The sequence below is a fragment of the Pseudomonas sp. CFBP 8772 genome (genome assembly GCF_014841665.1).
Taxonomy (GTDB): Bacteria; Pseudomonadota; Gammaproteobacteria; order Pseudomonadales; family Pseudomonadaceae; genus Aquipseudomonas; species Aquipseudomonas graminis_B.
Window position 1 is genome coordinate 333189 of the sequence record NZ_JACYUI010000005.1, and the last position, 21954, is coordinate 355142.

The following is a 21954-nucleotide window of genomic DNA, read 5'->3' on the forward strand; positions in this document are numbered from 1 at the left end:
GGTTTTGCCTTCTACCCGCTCAAGGCATTCCTGATGGTTTGCAGGTACGCAACCTGACGGGTGAATTCGCTGCTGGACAGGCGCTGCTCTGGCCGCGGACGCAATGCCTGGCCGATGCTGCTGGTGGACTGACGTGTCATGCGCGCCAGCGTTTGCCATTGTTCGGTGACGGCCAGGGTTTCAAAACCGGGATGCCGTTGCCGGGCGCGGCGCAGGATGTCTTGCTGCAAGGCGCGCAACGCGGCGTGCTGGCCTTCGCGGCGGAGCATGAAGTCGGCGCTCGCCCGCAGGTGCTCGCTGAGCTGACGGCGACCACGGGACAGGACTGGCAGCATCGGGCCATGGCGCATGGCTGCATGCCAAAGCGTTGCGATGAGGCACAGCGTCAACGCGAGGAGGGCTTGTGGGAAGTATTTCCAGAGCAGGCCGAACAGGTTGTCGTGTTCAGTGCGCAGCACCATCGTGACAGTGCTGTCCTGGCTCAGGTACCAGAGCAGCCAGGCATTATCGTATTCGCCGATGGCGTGGGTTTTCCAGAGGTCGGCGTCGGTGACGACGGTGATCAATCCGGAGCCGTACACCATTTGCAGCAGGTGCGTGGCGTCAGCGCTGTTGGCCCATGACTGCGCATGATCCTCGGGGTCATCCAGGTGGAAGGCCGGGTCGAAGCTCATGTAGGCCGGATCGTTTTCATTTTGCAGGAATAGCCGGGTCAACTCGGGCCACGGCGTTTCGGAGCCTTGAATGTCCGGAGTGCTCAGCGGGATGACCGGCTTGAGCTGTTCGCGCTGACGTTCGCGGTCCTGCTCTTGCAGATCCAGGGTGAGAAATTGATGAATCTGCAATTGATCCAGCAACAGGTCGCCGCTGCTCCCCTTGGTCGGGTCCCACAGTTGTTCCGCAACAAACAGAAGGCGGCCTCCCGAACGGGTCCAGGCCAGCAAGCGCTGGACCTCGGACGGCGTCATCTTGTCGCGGAAATCCAGCAGCATGAGCGTCTGCGGCTGGTCCTGGATATCCGGGAGAGTGGCGAGGGTTTCGACCGTCTTCACCACAATGTTCCGCTGACGCAGGAACGTCTGAGCGGCGAGGTAAGGGTTGGCCAGCGCCTCGGGAGAAGGGCCCTGATCGACGGTTTCCTGGTAACGCTCGAGCCGCTTCAGTACGGGCACACTGGCGATGACGATGCTTGCCAGCATCAGCGTGGCGACCAGCCCGATGATCCAGCGCCGGCTCATGCCCCTGCCCCTTGCGCGAACAACTTCCGCCAGTCTGCACACAACGTCTGCCGTGCCTGATCCGGCGGCATCTGGTGCCCGTACGCGAGATTCTGCCAGTGGTGCGTCAGCTCATGGCTGAAGTCATCGAGGGAGGGCTGCTTGAGCTCGGCGATCCGCGCCAGAATCTGGCCCTCGGTGTCTGCGCTTCTCAGCGGCAGCTGGTAATCCGTCAACAGGCGGCTCAGCAGTGCGCGGTAAAGCAGGCTCAACGCCTCGCGCGGTGACTGCTGCCAGAGCCTTTCTGCTGCATCGGCGACATCCGCCGGCAGGCTTTCAGCCCGAACCTGCAGGCCAAAGAGTTGCTGAGGGAGGTCTTGTGGTGCAATTGCCTTGGGCGTGCTTTTACCAACGAAGGTGGCGAACCAGGCCCGATAGCGCCAGATCACCCACGCGACCGTCAGGCCGACGAGCGTCCATAACAGTGCCCCGAACAGCGTTGATAAGGTTTTGCCCACGTTGAGCAGGCCGACGATCAGCCGCGCCAGCCAGGTCAGTGTCTCGGCTGACCTGGCATCATGGCTGGCATCCTGTTTTGGCTGGGCGATGCGCCAGCCGGACACTGGTTTGGGATTTTTAAACGGCGGTTGCTCAAGCACTGAATGGATGGCGTCCTGTGACGCCTGGCTGGTCAGCAACTGATTACGCAGGCGAGGGGAATCCGGCGAGGCCACGTTCTCGTCCGTCTGCGGGTTGTCCAGCGGCGGCAACGGGCAGCTATTGCCCGATTCGCCGGGGATTTCGTCCGCCATTGACGGGTCTGTCATCGACGGGTTTAGCGCCGACTCTGCCAGGGCGGAAGACGGCAGCAACGTCAGTGCAAGGCACCCGCCCAGTAGCAACGCCAGTGCGCTGCCCATAACACGCTGACGCAGCTTGCGGAAACCCAGTTCGATGTCCCACGCCTCCAATGCGGTTCGGCGATTGAGGTACAGCGCGAACCCGCACGACACATACACCGGCCCCCAGACGATAAGGACCAAGGCATAAAACCCGTTGGTCAGATGCTCCAGCCAGTTCCACTCACCCTCGATGTCCAGCAAGCTGCGCCACGACCAGTCCGCCTCAATCTGTGGCGGAATCATGGCGTAGAACAGCACCATCAGGCCGATCCAGAAGGTCATTTCAACGGTGCTGCCCAGCGCGGTCAGCAGACGCGCCGCCCGGGAATCCTTCTGTCCAAGCACGGCAATCCGCTGCGCACGCGGCAACCCGTCGAGTCCTTCGAGTTGCTGCACCGGCTGATAGAAGCTGCGGCTGATGCTCAGACGGCGCCACGTCAGGCTTGCTATCAACTGCGGTTTGAGTGCGGACGGGAAGTTTTTCAGCGCCTGCCTGAGCGAAGGTGCCGAGCCGAAGAGCGCCTGGGACAGAATCAGCAGCGGGAGCCGTTCGTAGGCCGGCTTCAGCCACCAGAACACCAGGACTGCCACCGACGGGTAATCCCACAGCAGCAGGGTAATCAGTGCGACGACCGGCAAGGTGACGATGGCCCAACTGGTCATCAGCAACGCGCGATGCCGCTGCGCCAGAAGAACGCCCAGGTCGATGGCCTCCCAGGGCGTACGTGGGCGTATGACAACGCTGGCGTCAGTCAGGCGCATGGGGCGTGCGTCCGGCAAGCGTCAGGTAGGCGCCGACGAGCAGCCACAAAGAAGCGCCCACCCCATATTTGGCCATCGCTGGTGGCCAGCACATCGACGACCAGTACGCTTCAATGAATGCGGCGATGAGCAGGAACATCATGACCCCGCCGATCAGTCGTACGCTGGTCCGGGCAGCGCCTTGGAGCGCCTCGCTCCGGCGCAGTTGACCAGGCGCCACCAGCGCCCATCCGAGTTTGAGCCCCGCCGCACCCGCCAGCATGATGCCGGTCAGCTCAAAGGCGCTGTGTCCGACCACGAACGGCCAGAAAGTTGCCCCCATGCCCGCGTCGGTGAGATGGCCTGCAACCGCGCCAATCATCAGCCCGTTGAAGAACAGAAAAAACAGACTGCCGACGCCGAAGAGCAGGCCGCTGGCGAAGGTCTGGAAAGCAATGCCGACGTTGTGCATGACGTAGTAACCGAACATTAGCCAGTCAGTGCTCGATGCGCGCTCGGCCGTCTGCCCGATGCGCCGCGCGGCGGGCTCGTACATCGCGTGCATCTCGGCGACATCGGCCGGGCTGACGACGCTGTAGACCAGATCCGGATAGCCGTAGACCAGCAGCGCCATGAGCGTCAGGCTGCCAAAAAACAGCAGGCCGGCGAGGGCAACCCATCGCCATTCAGCACGCACCAGCCGCGGAAAGTCCGCCAGCACGAAGCTCAGCAACTGCGCAGTGAACTGGCTTCGGTGGCGATACAACTGTTGGTGGCCGCGCATCGCAAGCTGTTGCAGTTGCTCGACCAGATAACTGGCGTACCCACGGTCAATCGCCAGCGCAAGGTGTTGGCAGATCTGACGGTATTCGCGGCTGAAGCCAGCACCGGATTCGCTTTTACGTCGACTCCCTTCCAGCGCCTCAAGACGCGTTGCAAAACGCTGCCAGTCGTCTGCATGGCGTTGTTCGAACAGGCTCTGCTTCATGACGAACCGGCCAGGCTGCGGGCGATGCCGTGTAGTTGCTGGACCGGATAGTGCGGATCTGGCGAGGTAGCCAGCTGCAACGGCTGCGTGACGATGGCGGCGAGCTCCTGAGCCCTCGCCGGGGAAAGAGTGTCGTGGCGCTCGGCGAAGGCTTGAATGGCGCGCTGCTCCTCCAGCAAGAGGAGCAGCGGTGGGCTCACCGCAGTGGCTTCGGCCAGTGGCGACCGCTGCGGGGGTAAATCCCGATAGATGACCAGCGTGCCGGCCGCCAGATCCCCCAGGCGTTTGAACAACGGGTGCTGCAAACAGGTGAACCCGCCAACGCAGTAGCCGAAGGGCAGCATGTCGACGAAACGCAGCAGGTTGCGCAGCACTGAGGCCGACCAGCCAATCGGCGTGCCGTCATCATGAATGACCCGCAGCCCCATGATCTGTTTCCCCGGCGTGCGCCCCTGGTGCAGCACCTCGAAGAGCACCATATAGCCCCAGGTTCCGAGAAACAGCGCGAGCATGAACAGTCCGGTGCCGAAGTCGCCCAGTGTTCCCAGCACAAAAAACAGGACACCCAGCAATACGCCGCGAATCATCAGGTCGATGCCGAACGCAACGGAGCGGGGCAGTGAACCGGCGGGGCGCAGGATGAGGTCTATGCCCTCGGGCGTTTCCATGCGAACACGGGTGTCCAGCAGGACAAGCGGCGCAGCAATTCCTGGCTCTGCATGGGAAAGGGACATAAAGAAAGGTACGCCGGTGAAAGAGGTTTGATGCTAGCCACGCCGGAGCGGCTAAGCAACCGGATGATTCTGGACACAGTGTGGGAAGGGTCCTGTTACAACTTGCTGCCCACAGACAGCCGACACTTTCGCACAAACTGTGTCGCAGTATCCCAAGCGGTGGTGTGCATCCGCTGGCGTCAGACGCCCAAAGGCATCTGATAAACTCGCCCGGTCTTTTGCTCAGGATCAGCCCGTGACTTCCAGCATCTTCTGGTACGACTACGAAACCACCGGGATCAATCCACGCAACGACCGGCCGCTGCAAGTGGCGGGCATTCGTACGGACGATCAGCTCAACGAGATCGGCGAACCGATCAACCTCTATTGCCAGCCCGGCGATGACATCCTGCCCCATCCGGCCGCGTGTCTGGTGACGGGCATTACGCCTGACCGGCTTGCGGAAAAGGGCCTGTGTGAAGCGGATTTCATGACGCGATTGCACGCAGAGATGTCACTCCCTGGCACCTGCAGCGCGGGATACAACACGTTGCGATTTGACGATGAGATGACCCGCTACAGCCTTTACCGAAACTTCTTCGATCCTTACGCCCGCGAGTGGCAGAGCGGTAACAGCCGCTGGGATCTGATCGACGTGGTCCGCACGGCTTACGCATTGCGCCCCGAAGGCATTGTCTGGCCGGAAGAAGAGGGCCGGGTCACGCTGAAACTCGAGCGGCTCACGGCGGCTAACGGGATCGACCATGGTCAGGCCCACGACGCGCTCTCCGACGTCCGCGCGACCATCGCACTGGCGCGCCTGGTTCGCGATAAACAACCCAAACTTTACGATTATCTTTTTGAGTTGCGCTTCAAGCACAAGGTGCAGGATCAGATTCGGTTGATGCAGCCGCTTGTGCATATATCGGGTCGGTTTTCCGCGGCGCGAAGTTATGTGAGCGTTGTACTCCCGCTGGCCTGGCATCCGGTCAACCGAAATGCATTGATTGTCTGCGACCTGTTCCATGACCACAGCCCGCTGCTGGACGAAGACGGCGAGACCTTGCGTCAGCGTCTATATACCCGTCGCGAAGATCTGCTCGAAGGCCAGTTGCCGGTCCCGCTCAAATTGCTGCATGTAAATAAATGCCCGGTCATTGCCCCGCTGAGCGTGCTTCGTGAGGAGGACCGTCAGCGTCTGCAATTGGACATGAGTGTTTATAAAATGCGCGTCGCCGCATTGAATGAAGGGCAGACGATCTGGCAGGACAAGTTGAAAAGCGTGTACGCCAACGACAACTTCCCTGCCAGTGAAGATCCGGAACAGCAGTTATACGACGGCTTCATCAATGACCGGGACCGTCGTCTCTGCGAGCAGGTGCGAACTGCCGAGCCGCAGCAACTGGCTACCGATGTCTGGCCGTTCGATGATCATCGACTGCCCGAGTTGTTATTCCGCTATCGCGCCCGCAACTTTGCTGAAACCCTGAGCGTTGCAGAGCAACAGCGCTGGCTGGCGTTTTGTCAGTTGCGCCTGAGCGATCCTCAGGCCGGCGCGCCGAATACGCTCAAGGCATTCAGCCGTGCGCTGATCGAGCTCTCACTGAAGGCCACGCCCGAGCAACTCAAGGTGCTCGCTCAATGGCAGGAATACTCTCTGATGTTGAAACAGCGTCTGGCGCTTTAGCCAGGCTGGATTAATGGCAGGCAATAAAAAACGCCAGCATCAGCTGGCGTTTTTTTGGGGTCGGACGTTTCAGTGCGACGACTGACTCTACACTCGGGAATTAACCCAGCAGAGTTGCCCAGCCTTCAACCTCGTCGCCGCCCCACTTGGCTTTCCACTCTTTCAACGTCTTGTGGTTGCCGCCTTTGGTTTCGATGATTTCACCGTTGTGCGGGTTCTTGTATTGCTTGACCTTGCGAGCGCGCTTGGTGCCAACCGGCTTTACAGCAGCGCCACGTGGCGCCTTCATTTTGGACTCTGGATCCAACAGCGCGATGATGTCGCGCAGGGATTTCTGATATTCGCCCATCAACGTGCGCAGTTTGCCTTCGAACTCAAGTTCTTTCTGCAGTTTGTCGTCTTGTTGCAGGTTTTGCAGGCGGGCTTGCAATTCTTTGATGGCTTCTTCTGTTGCGCGGTATTCGTTGATCAATGACATGGGGGTTACCTATGTTGTGATGGGCAAGATGCGATGGGCGCATAATAATCAGAGTGTTTGCGCAAGTAAACATTTAAGAAAAGTTTTATCCGTAGCATTTTGAAATAGCCGCAGACATACGCTCGATTTAGATACACATGTTGGGTTATAGAACGCCCCTCATGGTGCAGTTCCAGCGAAGTATCTGGCGTCGAATTTCCGTCGCCGATGAACCGGTCTGGCACTTATGCATTAACCCCCGCAGGGTGCGCTTTTTTGCCGCCTGAAATGAGCGGCATACGGGTACTGCACAGTCCTCACGTAATCGCTAGAATGGCGGCCTTTGCGAAGTTCTGGAGTTTTTCACATGCGCACTTTTCGTCTGGTGATTGCTTGCCCGGACCGTGTCGGTATCGTTGCCAAGGTCAGTAACTTTCTGGCCTCGCACAACGGCTGGATTACCGAAGCGAGTCATCACTCTGACAGTCTCAGCGGCTGGTTTTTCATGCGTCATGAAATCCGCGCCGATTCCCTGCCTTTCGAACTCGAAGGTTTCCGCCAAGCCTTTGCGCCTATCGCCGAAGAGTTTTCGATGGACTGGCGGATTACCGATTCCGCGCAGAAAAAACGCGTCGTGCTCATGGCAAGCCGGGAATCCCACTGCCTGGCCGACCTGTTGCACCGCTGGCACAGCGATGAATTGCACTGCGAAATCGCCTGCGTGATTTCCAACCACCAGGACCTGCGGAGCATGGTCGAGTGGCACAACATTCCTTATTACCATGTGCCGGTTGATCCGAAAGACAAAGAGCCGGCGTTCGCCGAAGTCTCGCGTCTGGTCAAACACCACGAAGCCGACGTTGTTGTGCTGGCGCGTTACATGCAGATTCTGCCGCCGCAACTGTGCCGGGAATACGCGCATCAGGTCATCAATATTCACCACAGCTTCCTGCCTTCGTTTGTCGGCGCCAAGCCGTATCACCAAGCGTCGCTGCGCGGCGTGAAACTGATCGGTGCTACTTGCCACTATGTGACTGAAGAGCTGGACGCCGGTCCGATCATCGAGCAGGACGTGGTGCGCGTAAGCCATCGCGACAGCATCGAGAACATGGTGCGTTTCGGTCGCGACGTGGAGAAAATGGTGCTCGCTCGCGGGCTGCGCGCGCACCTGGAAGACCGCGTGCTGGTGCATGACAACAAGACAGTGGTCTTTGATTAAGCAGTGTCTAAGCGGTTTGGGGAGCCCGCTGAAGTTTCAGCGGCTCACTTCACCATGATGGTGTGCGAACACTCAGGCTTCTGCGGCGAGACAGGCGGAACCACATGAGCGACCCCCTCGACAAAGCCACATCCAAAGCCCCGCCGACCCTTGGCGAGGGGTGCCTGAGCCGTTACGACGTCGACGCAATGTCGCCGGAAGACGGCACGGACTTCGAGGGGGCGCAAGCGTTATGGAAAGAACTGACGTCTGCCAAACAGCAAAACGAATCAGACAGTCTTGATCCGCAGTAGCTTGTTTAAAAGTGGGCGCCCGACCATCAACAGAAACACCGGACCGCCTGCGACCAGATAGAAGTAATAGGTGACGATCCGCCAGATAAGGATCGCCGCCGCTGCCGTCGACTTGCCCATCATCGGCGCCAACAAGGCCGCCGACGTCAACTCCGCAGCTCCCGCACCGCCCGGCGAGAGGCTGAACTGCCCGGCGCTCAGCGAGAGCATCTGCACCAGAAACGTCCACGCCCAGTCGATATTCACGCCCAACCCTTGCAACGCCAGATACAGCACGCTGTAACGCAGACTCCAGTGCACGCAGGTCAGCGCAAACACTTGCAGCAGTATGCGATGGGGCATCTTCCAGGTTTCCGCCAGCGCGTCGCGAAAATGCAACAGCTTGCGCGCCCAGCGAATACGCGTGGTGTTCTTGCGTTTCAGACGTTTGAGCACCCGACCGTTGAACAGAATGATGCGTCGGTGATACCGCGCGAAACCGGCGCAGGCGCAAAGCCCGGCGCCGATCAGCAGGGCGCTGGCAATGAGCATCCATTCAAGGTTTTCGCTGAGTTGGTGGAATACCGCGTAAATCAGGATGCCGATAAGTGCGAGCAGGAAAAACACCAGATCCATCAACTGGTCAGTGGCGAAAGCCGCTGTGCTCTTCGCCGGGCCGATGCCGCTGCGCGAGAGCAGTGCCACCAGCGTCAGAGGCGCTCCGCTGCCACCGGGTGTCGCGCAGTAGGCAAACTCGGTCGCCATGACCACGGCAAGGCTCTTGCGCATGCCGAGCCCAGTGGCGGCGTCGCCGAGTAACAGGCGCAGGCGCATGGTGTTCATGCACCAGCCCACCAATACCATGCCGAACATGCCGATCAGGAGCATTACCGGGAAATTGCGCAGGCGATGAAACATGTCCGCCCCGCCCATGAAAAACGGAATCAGCAGGGCGAGTATCAGTGCTGCTGCAAGCCAGCCAAGTCGCCTCACGCCGCAGACCTGGCGGCATTAAGGCCCAGTAACCAGGCAAATTTGCTCGTGGGCGTGCGGCCGTCGTTCAGCAGGCGCTCAAGGGCTTGCAGCCAATAAAGACGGGAGAAGTCGTGGCGCATGTCCACAGGGTGCAGGCCCAGACGAATAGTTGCGGCGTTGTGCAATTGAGCCTCACGGTGGTTGCTGACGATTTTTGATACGCCCCGGCGCCAGGCGCTGCGAGCGCTCCATACGATGCCGGGTGCATCGATCTCGGAAAAGTCCGGCAGACGATACAAGTGTTGGGCATCACTTGTGTAGTCCAACGGCAATTTTCGCAGGGCATCGCGCGTGCCTTCGCTCATCAGCCAGGCCGGTGCAACGAACCCGTGAAGCGGCCAGTCTTTGCGCCGGAACACTTCCATGCCGGCTTCGAGTCGCTCCATCGCCTGCTGCTCGTTGAGGGTGTAGAACTCGCCTTCCCAGGTGTAAATGCGGCGCATGAAAAAGTCCTGCGGCGTGCGCGGGGCAGGGCTGTCGTCGCAATGGTAATACCCGTGCAGCGCCAGTTCATCGCCCCGTGCAAGACGGTCGTGCATCAACCGCTGGAAATCCGGGTTGGCATCGATCGGGCCGTGCTTGTGGAAGTCCGGCACCACTAGCCAGGTAATGGGCACGTTTCCCAGCGCATCGACGGCTTCCACAAACGGGCGATAATCCGGCCAGGTCTGGGGTGCCACGTCGTGAAGGACCAGCATGACGCTGCGTGGCGTGTTCGCCATGTGATCAGCCATGGGCATACCCCGGCTGGTGGGCGCCGAGCACTGCGTGGTAATGGCCGAGCAAGCCGGCGACGACAGTGTCCCACGCGTAGTGCCCCTCGACATGACGCCGCGCATTCGCGCCTCGGCGTGCTGCATTCTCGGCAAACAACTGACGCACGGCGGCCGCCATGGCCAGCGGGTGATTGGGTTCGCACAGCAGGCCGCAGTGCTCTGGGATGATTTCGCCGAACGCACCGGCATCCACCGCGACCACCGGGATCCCGCTAGCCATGGCTTCGATCACCACCAGGCCGAAGGTCTCCTGATCCCCGGCATGCACCAGCGCATCAGCGCTTGCCAGCAGACGCGAGACCTCGGCGGCAGGGCGGAATTTATCCACAACCGTCACGTTTGTCGGCACGCTGGTTGGCATATGGGAGCCCACCAGCAACAGGTGATATCCGGCGCCCAGCGCCTTCATGCAATCGAGGAGAACGGTCAGGTTTTTCTCTTTCGACCCACGGCCGGCGAAGATAAGCAGGTGTGTTTCTTCTGTCAGGCCCAGTTCGGCCTTGAGGCCCGAATCTCGGCGAGAGGGATGAAACGTCTGCAGATCAACCCCCAACGGCTGCACATGAACGTTCTTCACACCCAGGCGGGTCAGCTTCTCCGCCATCGCGGCGCTCGGCGCCAGCACCCGGTCAAAGTTGCCGTAGAGCTTGCTCACGTAATTCTCGACGTTGGCGCCCAGCCAGGTGCCGATGCGGTTGCTCACCAGCAGCGGCAAATCGGAGTGGTAGAAGCCAATCACCGGCACGTCCAGTTGGCGCCGGGCATCCAGTGCCGCCCAGGCCGTCAGGTAAGGATCGCCGACTTCAATGAGGTCCGGCCGCAGGCTTCGCAGGGCAGCTCGCCAGGGACCGACGCGCAGCGGGAACCGATAGCCGTTGCCAAAAGGCACGGGCGGCGCCGGCACCCGGTACACGCCGTCCTCATGACTGCTTTGCGGCCCGGGAATCAGCAGGCTGTGGCGCACGCCCGGGTAAAGCGCGAGGCGACGGTGTTTGGCGTCCAGATACGTGCGCACGCCACCGCTGGCAGGGGCGTAGAACATGGTCATGTCAGCGATATGCACAGGATGCCTCCGTCCATTGATCGGTCCTTCTGGTTGACCGTCCACACATACAGATGTTCGGTTGCAGAACGTCGCACCCATGCCTGAGCCTAGGCCAATGGACGAGCGTTACGCCGCTTGCGCTAGAGTAGGGAGGTGGCCTGAGGGCTGATCAGCGGCGCCGGTCCAGTCGGGCTGTCGCCGCAGTCCCCTCGGGAATATCAAATGCGACGCTTGGGTGAACGAATGCCTGACTCACAACAGATTTTTATTGGCGCTGACCTGACGGGCCAGCCGGTCGGGCAGGCGATGCGTCTGGCCAATCGTCACGGATTGGTGGCCGGCGCGACCGGTACCGGGAAAACCGTCACCTTGCAGCGTCTGGCGGAGGTGTTCAGCGATGCTGGCGTGGCGGTGTTCGCGGCGGACATCAAGGGTGATCTCTGCGGGCTCGGTGCTGCGGGTGAGCCCCAAGGCAAGATCGCCGAGCGCATCGCCGGCATGCCCTGGTTGCACCATAAACCTCAGGGTTATCCGGTGACGCTGTGGGATGTGCACGGTGAAACGGGCCATCCGTTGCGCACGACCCTGTCGGAAATGGGGCCGCTGCTGCTGGGAAGTTTGCTGGAATTGACGGACAGCCAGCAGTCGGCGCTCTACGCCGCATTCAAGGTGGCGGATCGGGAAGGTCTGTTGTTGCTGGACATCAAGGACCTCAAAGCGCTGCTCAACCATCTGCGTGACAACCCCGACGTGCTCGGGGATGACAGCGCCTTGATGACCACAGGCTCGAGCCAGGCGCTGTTACGTCGGCTGGCGGTCCTTGAGCAGCAGGGCGCGGAGGCGCTGTTTGGCGAGCCGGCGCTGCAGCTGGAAGACCTTCTGCAGCCCGCAAGCGACGGCCGCGGGCAAATTCATCTGCTTGATGCCAGCCGGCTGGTGCACGAGTCGCCGAAGGTCTATGCCACCTTCCTGCTGTGGCTGCTGGCGGAGCTGTTCGAGCAGTTGCCCGAGCGCGGCGATGCCGATAAGCCATTGCTGGCGCTGTTCTTCGACGAGGCGCATTTGCTGTTTGCGGATACGCCGAAAGCGCTGCAGGAGCGGCTGGAACAAGTGGTGCGGCTGATTCGCTCGAAAGGCGTTGGCGTGTATTTCGTCACTCAGTCGCCGGGGGATCTGCCGGACTCGATTCTGGCGCAGCTCGGTTTGCGCATTCAGCACGGCCTGCGCGCGTTCACCAGCAAGGAGCAACGATCGCTGAAAGCCGTTGCGGACGGTTTTCGCCCCAATCCCGGGTTTGATGCGCTCTCGGTGCTGACGGAGTTGGGCATCGGCGAGGCGCTGGTGGGCACGCTGCAGGAAAAGGGCACGCCCGAGATCGTCCAGCGTGTGCTGGTCGCGCCGCCGCAATCTCGCATTGGGCCGTTGACCCAGGCCGAACGCGCCGCGCTGATCGCCCGGTCGCCACTGGCCGGTCGCTACGACAAACCCGTGGATCGCGAATCGGCGTATGAAATGCTGCTGGCGCGCAAAGGTGCATCGGTAGATCCCGCACACAAACCTGCCGCTGAGGAGAAGTCAGAAGGCGGCTTTGCCGACATGGCCGGTGGATTTCTGGGCGGGCTGGCGGGGCAGGCGGTCAAAAGTGCGATGCGCCAGGCCGCCACCCAGATCGGTCGCGAACTGGTGCGGGGATTGATGGGATCTTTGCTCGGGGGTAGTAAAAAACGCCGCTAGGCCTTCGCGCGCCAGCTCATTCCGATGAATGCGCCTATGATCCAGCGCCCACAAAAAAGCCCATTCAATGAATGGGCTTTTTCAGAACGGCCGGTGCAGTCAGGTCAGGCCAGCGCTTTGGACGCCAGCCAGAACAAGCCTGCCGACAGCGCGACAGTGGCGGGCAGGGTCAAAACCCATGCCAGCAGAATGTTGCGAACTGTCCCGCCCTGCAGGCCGCTTTTGTTCGCCACCATGGTCCCGGCGACGCCGGACGACAGGATGTGAGTCGTTGAAACCGGCAGGCTGAATACGTTGGCCAGCGCGATGGCGCTCGCGGTGGTGATCTGTGCAGACATGCCCTGAGCGTAGGTCATGCCTTGCTTGCCGATCTTCTCTCCGATGGTCAACACGACGCGTTTCCAGCCGACCATGGTGCCGATGCCCAGCGCCAATGCAACGGCGAAGATGACCCAGAACGGCGCGTATTCAGTGGTCGCGGTCAGGTCCTTGCGCAGTTTCTCCAGATCCGATTTTTCACGGGCATCCAGGGCCGGCAGCTTGCCGACTTTGCGTGCCGTGTCGTCCAGGCACAGCAAGTAGCGACGCACTTCAATGCGACGCTCTGGTGCGAGGCTGTGGTAGTCGTTGACGCCCTTGAGGTTGCTCAACAGCGCATCAATGGTCGGCTCGGTTTGCTCAGGGTTGCAGCTGAAACGCTCGGGCAGGTCGCCGGCCGCCGATTTGCCCAATGCCAGGTACTCGCCCAGCGTCGCGTTATTGCGCTGGTAAAACTGGCTCAGGTGCTGGGTCGCGTCTCGGGTGCGTTCGATCTGGTAGGTCGTGGTGCTGAGGTCGAGCACGAACTGCGCCGGGACGATACCGATCAGCACCAGCATGATCAGGCCGATGCCTTTCTGACCATCGTTGGAGCCGTGAACAAAGCTCACCGCCATCGCCGAAATCACCAGAACCAGGCGATTCCAGAAAGGAGGATGCTTTTTGTCGTCGAGCTTGCGGCGCTGTTCCGGGGTCTTGTGCATTTTGGACAGGGGACGCCAGGCCTTGAGCCCCAGCAGTACCAGACCTGCCACGATGAAGCCGGCCAATGGCGAGAACACCAGCGAAGCGCCGATATCGATCGCTTTTTGCCAGTTAACGCCTTCGCCCAGCGGAATGTTATTGATCAGCGCATTGGCCAGGCCTACACCCAGAATCGACCCGATCAGCGTGTGGGAGCTGGATGCCGGGATACCAAAATACCAGGTGCCGAGGTTCCAGGTAATGGCCGCCGCCAGCAGCGAAAACACCATGGCCAGACCGTGACCGGTGTTGACGTTGATCAACAACTCGACCGGCAGCAGATGGACGATGGCATACGCCACGCCGACGCCACCCAGGAGCACCCCGAGAAAATTGAACACACCCGAGAAAAATACCGCCAGATGAGGCGGCATGGCCTTGGTGTAAATGACTGTCGCCACCGCGTTGGCGGTGTCATGAAAGCCGTTGATGAACTCGAAGGTGAGGACAAACGCCAGGGCGAGCAACAAGCTCACAATCACCCAAGCATCCAGTCCGCTGAATAAATCGATCATGGAAGGTTTTCTGACCCGGTCTTAAGGGGGCGGGATTATGACAGAAAAAAAACTGCGCGATAGGCGCGCTGCTCATTGGTAGCAGCCTGCGACGAAATTTCTGTCCTGCCAGCCCGTTGACTTCCTGTCGTGAAGGAGCGTGCGAAGCATCCCTGAACCATAGACGAGTCTGTAAAACCTGGCGTTAAGGCACTTGAAACGCTTGCCGTCGGCTGTTTGAGTCAGCGACCGGCAAGCGGGCGACTCAAGGCTCTTCCTTGAGTTCTTCTTCCATCTTCTGCAGCTCTTGCTTGAACGCCTGGTCAAGCAGGCTGGCCCGTTTGCGCCAGGGCTTGCGCTCTGGCTCGGGCTGGGCGGCGTATGTTGTCACTTCGCCGCCGTACACTTCTTTGTAACGTTGTTCCTGGCGCTCTAGTTCTGCGCGCAGTTCATCTTTGGTCACGTTAATACCTGATCGAGTCGAATGTAATCCCGGTGATGACGCCGAGTCTGGAAGTGTCGCACCTGACGATCGCAATGTATCGGATCAGGAATACTCATCGGGCAGGGGCGCTGCGCAGGATGATTAACACTTCAAGCAAGGGCGGCTACGTGCACCAGAATGAAAAAACTGTCGTAGCAACATTCTTTATTGATTGCCTGCAGGATGGCAAATGACCAAGGTATTGGCCTGCCGTCGCTGAACATTGCGATCGAGTCGAGCAATGCCTGCGTGAGTTTGGATCCATGCCGGATAAGGCGGTGGATTAAACAGCGCGGTAGCGGTATTGGGCCTCAATGACGGCCACTATCGCGAAGATGCGCAGGCGAGTCAACTGTCGAGACTGTCGCAGTCGGACAACTGAGGATTTATACCTTTTTGATGTACGAAGGTTCCTAAGTTGCCCAGTCCGATTTATGACGTAACTTGGCGAGTCAATTGTTTAACGCTACAGGCAGTTTTCTGGCGACGTAAATTCACGGGTTATGAAACCGCGAACAGCCGATGTGTATTTATACGCTTACAGATAAATGCGAAAGGCAGAGACAAAAACGGCCTTGGGTTAGCAAGGCCGTGCCTGGGACTTCTCAGTGGGTACCTGACCAGTAATCCAAAGAAGCCTCATATGGCAGGTGAAAGGTATAAGCAACCGTACGGCCGGTCAATTGCGATTATCGCCCACTCGTTCGATAATCGCACAAAGCTGGCTTGCCGTGGGTTCCAAAACAGGCGAGAGTGGCGTTCTACAAGGCTTTCGCGGCCACGACGAACGGTGCCAGCATGAACGATCAATTGCGTAATTCTTTCACGTCACTTGCGCCGCCGATTGTTGCGTCCCCCGCTAAAAGGATTCAGGCGCTCACCGGTGATCCTGACTTCATGACCTCTCTGGCGCGAGGGTTGGCCGTCATCCATGCATTTCAAGAGCGCAAGCGGCACCTGACCATCGCGCAGATCAGCCACCGCACGGAAATCCCCAGAGCAGCAGTTCGTCGCTGCCTGCACACACTGATCAAGCTGGGTTACGCCACCACTGACGGCCGCACGTACTCGCTGCTGCCGAAAGTGCTGACCCTCGGCCATGCCTATTTGTCCTCGACTCCCCTGGCGGTCTCGTCGCAGCCGTATCTGGATCGCATGAGTGATCAGCTGCACGAGGCCTGCAACATGGCCACACTGGAAGGCGACGACATTCTTTATATAGCCCGCTCCGCCACGACTCAGCGATTGATCTCCGTGGACCTGGCAGTGGGTGGGCGTTTGCCGGCGTACTGCACGTCCATGGGCAGAATCCTGCTGGCGGCGCTGGACGATGTGTCGTTGCAGGAATACCTCGACCATGTCGACCTGCAACCCAAAACCAGCCGCACCTTGCGCACTCCCGAAGCCTTGCTCGAATGCCTGCAGCAAGTGCGGCAACAGGGCTGGTGTATTGTCGACCAGGAACTCGAGCAGGGTTTGCGTTCCATCGCGGTGCCGGTCTACGACGCCTCGGGTCAGGTGCTCGCGGCGCTGAATGTCAGCACCAGCGCCGGTCGGGTAACGCGTAACGAGCTGGAGCAGAAGTTCTTGCCCATCATGCTGGATGCCAGCCGTGACCTCAGCACGCAGCTCTTTACCTGATGCTTAAAGGGCCGGACACACCCAGCCGGATCGCAATCACCACTCTCCGTTCGGTGATCGAACACTTAGTCGATTATCGGATTGTTCCGCTCCGGCCCCAGGCATAACCTCATTTGCAACGCCGCCTCTGTCGAGACACGGTAACCAAGTGTGAACCTGGAGCACCTCATGGCTGCAATTCTTTCCCTTCACGAAGCGGTGACGCAATTCGTCAACGATGGCGACACCGTTGCGCTGGAAGGCTTCACCCACCTGATTCCTACCGCGGCCGGACATGAGCTCATTCGCCAGAAGAAGAAAGACCTCACCCTGGTGCGCATGACCCCCGACTTGATCTATGACCAATTGATCGGCGCAGGCTGTGCGAAACGGCTGATTTTCTCGTGGGGCGGCAATCCGGGCGTCGGCTCGTTGCATCGGCTTCGCGATGCGGTCGAACGGCAATGGCCGCAACCCCTGGAGATTGAAGAACACAGCCATGCCGACCTTGCCAACGCCTACGTGGCGGGGGCGTCGGGCCTGCCTTTCGCGGTGCTGCGTGCGTATGCCGGCTCCGACTTGCCGAAGGTCAACCCGCTGATCAAGTCAGTCACCTGCCCATTCACCGGCGAAGTGCTGGCGGCGGTGCCGGCGGTACGTCCTGACGTCACCGTTATCCATGCTCAAAAAGCCGATCGCAAAGGTAACGTGCTGCTGTGGGGCATCCTTGGCGTGCAGAAAGAGGCAGCGTTGGCGGCCAGGCGCTGCATCGTCACGGTCGAGGAAATCGTCGATGACCTCAAAGCACCGATGAACGCTTGCGTGCTGCCAACCTGGGCGCTCAGCGCTGTCTGCCTTGTGCCCGGCGGCGCTCATCCTTCCTACGCCCACGGCTACTACGAACGCGACAACCGTTTCTATCAGGCGTGGGACGCCATCGCCCGCGACCGTGAGGCGTTTACCGCCTGGATTGACGAATACATCCATGGCACCCGCGACTTCGGTGAGTTCAAGCACAAGCTGGCCCACGTGGCGGAGGCTACCCAATGACCTATTCCACCAGCGAAATGATGACCGTCGCCGCCGCACGTCGGTTGAAAAATGGCGCCGTGTGCTTTGTCGGCATTGGTCTGCCCTCCAAAGCGGCCAATCTGGCGCGCCTGACGTCATCGCCTGACGTGGTGCTGATTTATGAATCAGGGCCCATCGGTGCCAAGCCTGATGTGCTGCCGCTGTCCATCGGTGACGGCGAACTGGCGGAAACCGCTGACACCGTGGTGTCCACCAGCGAAATCTTCCGTTACTGGCTGCAGGGCGGTCGGGTCGATGTCGGGTTTCTCGGCGCGGCTCAGGTCGACCGGTTCGGCAATATCAACACAACGGTGGTCGGCGACTACCACCACCCGAAAGTGCGCCTGCCGGGGGCGGGGGGCGCGCCGGAGATCGCCGGGTCGGTCAAAGAAGTGCTGATCATCCTCAAACAGTCGCCGCGGACCTTCGTCAATAAGCTGGACTTCCTGACTTCGGTCGGCCACGGCGAAGGTGGCGACTCGCGCAAACGCCTCGGCCTGCCGGGGGCCGGGCCGGTTGGCATCATCACTGACCTGTGCATCATGGAGCCGGAAGCGGGCACCCACGAATTCGTCGTGACCACGCTGCACCCGGGCGTGACCCGCGAGCAGGTGATCGCCGCCACCGGTTGGGACGTGCGTTTTGCCGACACCGTCGCGAATTCCGATGCGCCAAGTGAGTACGAACTGAACGCGCTGCGTGATCTGGAAGCGCGGACCGCTGCCGCCCATGGTCAAACGCCGGGAGAAGCATGATGCGTGACGTCTTTATCTGTGACGCGATTCGTACCCCCATTGGCCGTTTCGGTGGCGCCCTGGCGAGCGTTCGGGCGGATGATCTGGCAGCGTTGCCGATCAAGGCCCTGATGGCGCGCAACCCATCGGTCAACTGGGATGAGCTGGACGAAGTGTTCCTTGGCTGCGCCAATCAGGCCGGTGAGGACAACCGTAACGTCGCCCGTATGGCGGCGCTGTTGGGGGGGTTGCCGGCGAGCGTGCCGGGCGTGACCCTCAATCGCCTGTGCGCTTCGGGCCTGGACGCGGTGGGTTCTGCGTTCCGCGCCATCGCCTGCGGTGAAATGGAGCTGGCCATCGCCGGCGGCGTCGAGTCCATGTCACGCGCGCCGTTCGTGATGGGCAAGGCCGACACAGCATTCGGCCGCACCCAAAAGCTGGAAGACACCACCCTGGGCTGGCGTTTCGTCAATCCGCAGATGAAGGACCGGTACGGCGTTGAGACCATGCCGCAGACCGGCGACAACGTCGCTGAGGATTTCGGCATCTCCCGGGAGGATCAGGATGCGTTCGCCCTGCGCAGCCAGCAACGCACGGCGGCGGCTCAGGCTGCGGGCTTCTTCGCCGAAGAAATCGTGCCCGTGTGGGTCGCCCACAAGAAAGGCGAGACCGTCGTCGACACCGACGAGCACCCCCGTGCCGACACCAGCCTTGAGGCACTCAGCAAGCTCAAGCCGGTCAACGGCCCCGGCAAAACGGTCACGGCCGGCAACGCAGCGGGGCTGAACGACGGCGCGGCGGCGATGATTCTGGCGTCCGCCGAAGCCGTGAAGAAACACGGCCTGACGCCCCGCGCCCGCGTGTTGGGCATGGCCAGTGCCGGCGTGGAGCCACGCGTCATGGGCATCGGCCCGGTGCCGGCGGTGCGCAAACTGCTTGGACGGCTGGGGATGGCGGTCAGTGATTTCGACGTCATCGAACTCAACGAGGCCTTCGCCAGCCAAGGCTTGGCGGTCATGCGTGAGCTGGGTATCGCCGACGACTCGCCGAAGGTCAATCCCAACGGTGGCTCGATCTCGCTGGGGCATCCGCTGGGCATGAGCGGCGCGCGTCTGGTGCTGACGGCCTTGCATCAATTGGAGAAAACCGGCGGCAGCAAAGCGCTGGCAACAATGTGCGTCGGTGTGGGGCAGGGGCTGGCCCTCGCGATAGCGCGCTAAACGGCAGTCCCGCAACTCAGCCACCCGAGTCATCGGTTGCTTCCACGAAAGGAGCAACTTGCTGACTCGGGTGGTTGTCCTTGTGATGTCGAAACGTTACTGCTTAAGTCTAAATGTTGCAGGTTATGTCTTAGACTGGCTGACCTTACTAACACCTGGGGAGATAATAATGACAACGACTCACTACACCGGCGAAGAACGGCGCAAGCGGGTCTTCGCCATCGTCGGGGCTTCATCGGGCAACCTCGTCGAATGGTTCGACTTCTACGTCTACGCCTTCTGCGCCATCTATTTCGCGCCTGCGTTCTTTCCTTCCGATGACCCGACCGTTCAATTGCTCAATACAGCGGGTGTTTTTGCTGCTGGCTTCCTGATGCGGCCTATCGGCGGCTGGCTGTTCGGTCGCGTGGCCGACAAGCACGGACGCAAGAACTCGATGATGATTTCCGTGCTGATGATGTGTGCGGGCTCGCTGGTCATTGCCTGTCTTCCCACCTATGCATCGATCGGTGCCTGGGCGCCGTTTCTGCTGTTGATGGCGCGCCTGTTTCAAGGCCTGTCGGTGGGTGGTGAGTACGGCACCACCGCCACGTACATGAGCGAAGTCGCGTTGCGGGGGCAGCGCGGGTTTTTCGCTTCGTTTCAGTACGTGACGCTGATTGGCGGCCAGCTGTTGGCCGTGCTGACCGTGGTCATTCTGCAGCAGTTTCTCAGTGCCGATGAGCTGAAAGCCTACGGCTGGCGGATTCCGTTCGTGGTCGGTGCGGTGGCGGCGGTGATTTCGCTGGTGCTGCGCCGGTCGCTGAAAGAGACCACCACCGCCGAAGTCCGCCAGAACAAAGACGCGGGCAGCGTGTCTGCGTTGTTTCGCGATCACAAAGCGGCGTTCATCACCGTGCTCGGCTACACCGCCGGCGGCTCGCTGATTTTCTACACCTTCACCACGTATATGCAGAAATACCTGGTCAACACCGTGCACATGGACGCCAAGGTCGCGAGCTACATCATGACCGGCGCACTGTTCCTGTACATGTGCATGCAGCCGGTGTTCGGCATGCTCGCTGACAAGATCGGCCGTCGCGCTTCGATGCTGTGGTTCGGCGGGCTGGGCACGCTGTGCACGGTGCCGCTGCTGCTGACCCTGAAAACCACCACCAGCCCGATCATCGCGTTCGTGCTGATCACCCTGGCGCTGGCCATCGTCAGTTTCTACACCTCCATCAGCGGCCTGGTGAAAGCCGAGATGTTCCCCGTTCAGGTTCGTGCGCTGGGCGTTGGTCTGGCCTACGCCGTGGCTAACGCGATCTTCGGTGGCTCGGCTGAATACGTGGCCCTGGGCCTGAAGAACATGGGCATGGAAAACACCTTCTACTGGTACGTCACCGCGATGATGGCGATTGCTTTTCTGTTCAGCCTGCGACTGCCGAAGAAGCCGGCTTACCTGCACGAAGATCACTGATCCCCGGATCTTGAGGCGCGCGTCCTTGCCGGGCGCGTGCTGTCCCTATTGATCACACTCATTCCACGTGTTTCACGGAGCGACTGCCATGGCGTTCGTACAACTCGAAGACGGTGAGCTGCATTATGAAATTGACGGCCCGGTGGATGCGCCGGTGCTGGTGCTGTCCAACTCACTGGGCACCGACCTGCATATGTGGGACGCGCAGATCCCGGCGCTGAGCAAGTCATTCCGCGTCGTGCGTTACGACACACGCGGCCACGGCCAGTCCCTGGTCACCCAGGGGCCTTACACCCTCTCGCAACTGGGACGCGACGTGCTGGCGCTGCTCGATGCATTGAAAATCGACCGCGCGCATTTTTGCGGATTGTCCATGGGCGGCCTGATCGGTCAGTGGCTGGGCATCCATGCCAACGACCGGCTGCACAAGCTGATTCTGTGCAACACCGCCGCGAAGATCGGCGACACGGAAACCTGGGCACCGCGCATCGCGCAGGTGGAGAAGGGAGGTGAGCGGGCAATGACGGAAATGGGCGCTGGCGCCATTGGGCGTTGGTTTACCCCCGGCTTTGCCAGTCAGCACCCCGACAAAGTCACGCCCATCACCGACGTACTGGCGACAACTTCCCCGTTGGGTTACGCCGCCTGCTGCGCGGCCGTCCGGGATGCCGATCTGCGCAAGGAAGTCGGTTCGATCACCGTACCCACGCTGATCATCTGCGGCAGCCATGACGGCGTCACGACGGTGGCGGACGGGCATTTTCTGCAGAACCACATCCACGGCAGCGAGCTCTCCGACTATTACGCCGCGCACCTCTCCAGCGTCGAGTTGGGTGAAGTCTTCGCCCTGCGCGTGACGGAATTTTTGCTGGCGTGACGTCTGCTCGCTGCTCGCCTACGGCTTGAAAAAGCCGTGGTGACAGCCAAAAAAAACCCACCAATCGGTGTAATGCTGTTCACTTAAGCGGAGCAGCCTTGCGGTCTACCGGAAACCGGGTTTTTGAAATTTTCACCGTCCTTGGCC

General features: G+C 60.6%; 20 protein-coding genes. 10 read left to right on the plus strand and 10 right to left on the minus strand.

What is annotated here, in order from left to right; genetic code table 11:
• Window positions 1–11: 11 nt before the first annotated feature.
• Genes IFT99_RS13530 through IFT99_RS13545 form a run of 4 tightly spaced genes read right to left on the minus strand, consistent with a single transcriptional unit; the run spans window position 12 to window position 4582 of the window.
• Window positions 12–1238 carry a DUF4350 domain-containing protein gene (locus IFT99_RS13530; protein WP_192132813.1) on the minus strand — a complete coding sequence of 409 codons (1227 nt, stop codon included), beginning with the start codon at window positions 1236–1238 and terminating at the stop codon, window positions 12–14.
• Window positions 1235–2881: a DUF4129 domain-containing protein gene (locus tag IFT99_RS13535; protein WP_192132815.1), complete on the minus strand. Its 1647-nt coding sequence runs from the start codon at window positions 2879–2881 to the stop codon at window positions 1235–1237. Before IFT99_RS13535 ends, IFT99_RS13530 begins: the two co-directional genes overlap by 4 nt.
• Entirely contained in the window at window positions 2868–3848 is a 981-nt protein-coding gene (locus tag IFT99_RS13540; RefSeq protein WP_192132817.1) for a stage II sporulation protein M, read from the minus strand. The genes IFT99_RS13535 and IFT99_RS13540 overlap by 14 nt, the downstream gene beginning before the upstream one ends.
• Window positions 3845–4582, minus strand: coding sequence for an RDD family protein (locus tag IFT99_RS13545; protein ID WP_192132819.1), 738 nt, complete (start codon window positions 4580–4582; stop codon window positions 3845–3847). The genes IFT99_RS13540 and IFT99_RS13545 overlap by 4 nt, the downstream gene beginning before the upstream one ends.
• 235 nt (window positions 4583–4817) lie before the next feature.
• Here IFT99_RS13545 and sbcB point away from each other — a divergent pair, with 235 nt between their 5' ends.
• Window positions 4818–6248 carry an exodeoxyribonuclease I gene (sbcB, locus tag IFT99_RS13550; RefSeq protein WP_192132821.1) on the plus strand — a complete coding sequence of 477 codons (1431 nt, stop codon included), beginning with the start codon at window positions 4818–4820 and terminating at the stop codon, window positions 6246–6248.
• A 100-nt stretch (window positions 6249–6348) separates the two neighbouring features.
• Here sbcB and mvaT read toward each other — a convergent pair whose 3' ends face one another.
• On the minus strand, window positions 6349–6726 hold the full coding sequence (mvaT, locus tag IFT99_RS13555) for a histone-like nucleoid-structuring protein MvaT (protein WP_065992265.1): 378 nt from the start codon (window positions 6724–6726) through the stop codon (window positions 6349–6351).
• 346 nt (window positions 6727–7072) lie between these two features.
• Between mvaT and purU the strand changes: the two genes are divergently transcribed.
• Window positions 7073–7924, plus strand: a complete 852-nt coding sequence (gene purU / locus IFT99_RS13560; RefSeq protein ID WP_192132822.1) for a formyltetrahydrofolate deformylase — start codon at window positions 7073–7075, stop codon at window positions 7922–7924.
• 104 nt (window positions 7925–8028) lie between these two features.
• Window positions 8029–8217, plus strand: coding sequence for a hypothetical protein (locus IFT99_RS13565; protein ID WP_192132823.1), 189 nt, complete (start codon window positions 8029–8031; stop codon window positions 8215–8217).
• On the opposite strand, the gene IFT99_RS13570 is transcribed toward IFT99_RS13565, so the two are convergent.
• From IFT99_RS13570 to IFT99_RS13580, 3 genes are read right to left on the minus strand one after another with little or no spacing between them, the layout of a single operon-like run.
• A complete protein-coding gene (locus IFT99_RS13570) occupies window positions 8194–9189 on the minus strand; it encodes a lysylphosphatidylglycerol synthase transmembrane domain-containing protein (RefSeq protein ID WP_083233245.1) in 996 nt (331 codons plus the stop codon). The genes IFT99_RS13565 and IFT99_RS13570 overlap by 24 nt on opposite strands.
• Window positions 9186–9965 (minus strand): DUF2334 domain-containing protein, encoded by a 780-nt coding sequence (locus IFT99_RS13575; RefSeq protein ID WP_192132824.1) that lies wholly within the window; start codon window positions 9963–9965, stop codon window positions 9186–9188. Before IFT99_RS13575 ends, IFT99_RS13570 begins: the two co-directional genes overlap by 4 nt.
• Entirely contained in the window at window positions 9958–11070 is a 1113-nt protein-coding gene (locus tag IFT99_RS13580; protein ID WP_244160420.1) for a glycosyltransferase family 4 protein, read from the minus strand. Before IFT99_RS13580 ends, IFT99_RS13575 begins: the two co-directional genes overlap by 8 nt.
• Before the next feature lie 225 nt (window positions 11071–11295).
• Between IFT99_RS13580 and IFT99_RS13585 the strand changes: the two genes are divergently transcribed.
• Complete coding sequence (locus IFT99_RS13585) at window positions 11296–12786, plus strand: helicase HerA-like domain-containing protein (RefSeq protein ID WP_192132825.1); 1491 nt, start codon at window positions 11296–11298, stop codon at window positions 12784–12786.
• Window positions 12787–12890: 104 nt separating this feature from the next.
• Here IFT99_RS13585 and IFT99_RS13590 read toward each other — a convergent pair whose 3' ends face one another.
• The gene (locus tag IFT99_RS13590; protein ID WP_065992277.1) at window positions 12891–14363 is read right to left on the minus strand and encodes an inorganic phosphate transporter; all 1473 of its coding nucleotides are present in this window, start codon (window positions 14361–14363) and stop codon (window positions 12891–12893) included.
• 244 nt (window positions 14364–14607) lie between these two features.
• Window positions 14608–14805: a hypothetical protein gene (locus IFT99_RS13595; RefSeq protein WP_037014498.1), complete on the minus strand. Its 198-nt coding sequence runs from the start codon at window positions 14803–14805 to the stop codon at window positions 14608–14610.
• Between the two features lie 819 nt (window positions 14806–15624).
• Here IFT99_RS13595 and pcaR point away from each other — a divergent pair.
• From pcaR to pcaD, 6 genes are all read left to right on the plus strand, one after another.
• Window positions 15625–16467, plus strand: a complete 843-nt coding sequence (gene pcaR / locus IFT99_RS13600) for a pca regulon transcriptional regulator PcaR (protein WP_065993181.1) — start codon at window positions 15625–15627, stop codon at window positions 16465–16467.
• 168 nt (window positions 16468–16635) lie between these two features.
• On the plus strand, window positions 16636–17496 hold the full coding sequence (locus IFT99_RS13605) for a CoA transferase subunit A (RefSeq protein ID WP_192132826.1): 861 nt from the start codon (window positions 16636–16638) through the stop codon (window positions 17494–17496).
• Window positions 17493–18272, plus strand: a complete 780-nt coding sequence (locus tag IFT99_RS13610; protein ID WP_192132827.1) for a CoA-transferase subunit beta — start codon at window positions 17493–17495, stop codon at window positions 18270–18272. The genes IFT99_RS13605 and IFT99_RS13610 overlap by 4 nt, the downstream gene beginning before the upstream one ends.
• Entirely contained in the window at window positions 18269–19471 is a 1203-nt protein-coding gene (pcaF, locus tag IFT99_RS13615) for a 3-oxoadipyl-CoA thiolase (protein WP_192132828.1), read from the plus strand. The genes IFT99_RS13610 and pcaF overlap by 4 nt, the downstream gene beginning before the upstream one ends.
• A 169-nt stretch (window positions 19472–19640) precedes the next feature.
• The gene (locus tag IFT99_RS13620) at window positions 19641–20930 is read left to right on the plus strand and encodes an MFS family transporter (RefSeq protein WP_192132830.1); all 1290 of its coding nucleotides are present in this window, start codon (window positions 19641–19643) and stop codon (window positions 20928–20930) included.
• Window positions 20931–21018: 88 nt separating this feature from the next.
• The gene (gene pcaD / locus IFT99_RS13625; protein ID WP_192132832.1) at window positions 21019–21807 is read left to right on the plus strand and encodes a 3-oxoadipate enol-lactonase; all 789 of its coding nucleotides are present in this window, start codon (window positions 21019–21021) and stop codon (window positions 21805–21807) included.
• The last annotated feature ends 147 nt before the right edge of the window (window positions 21808–21954 follow it).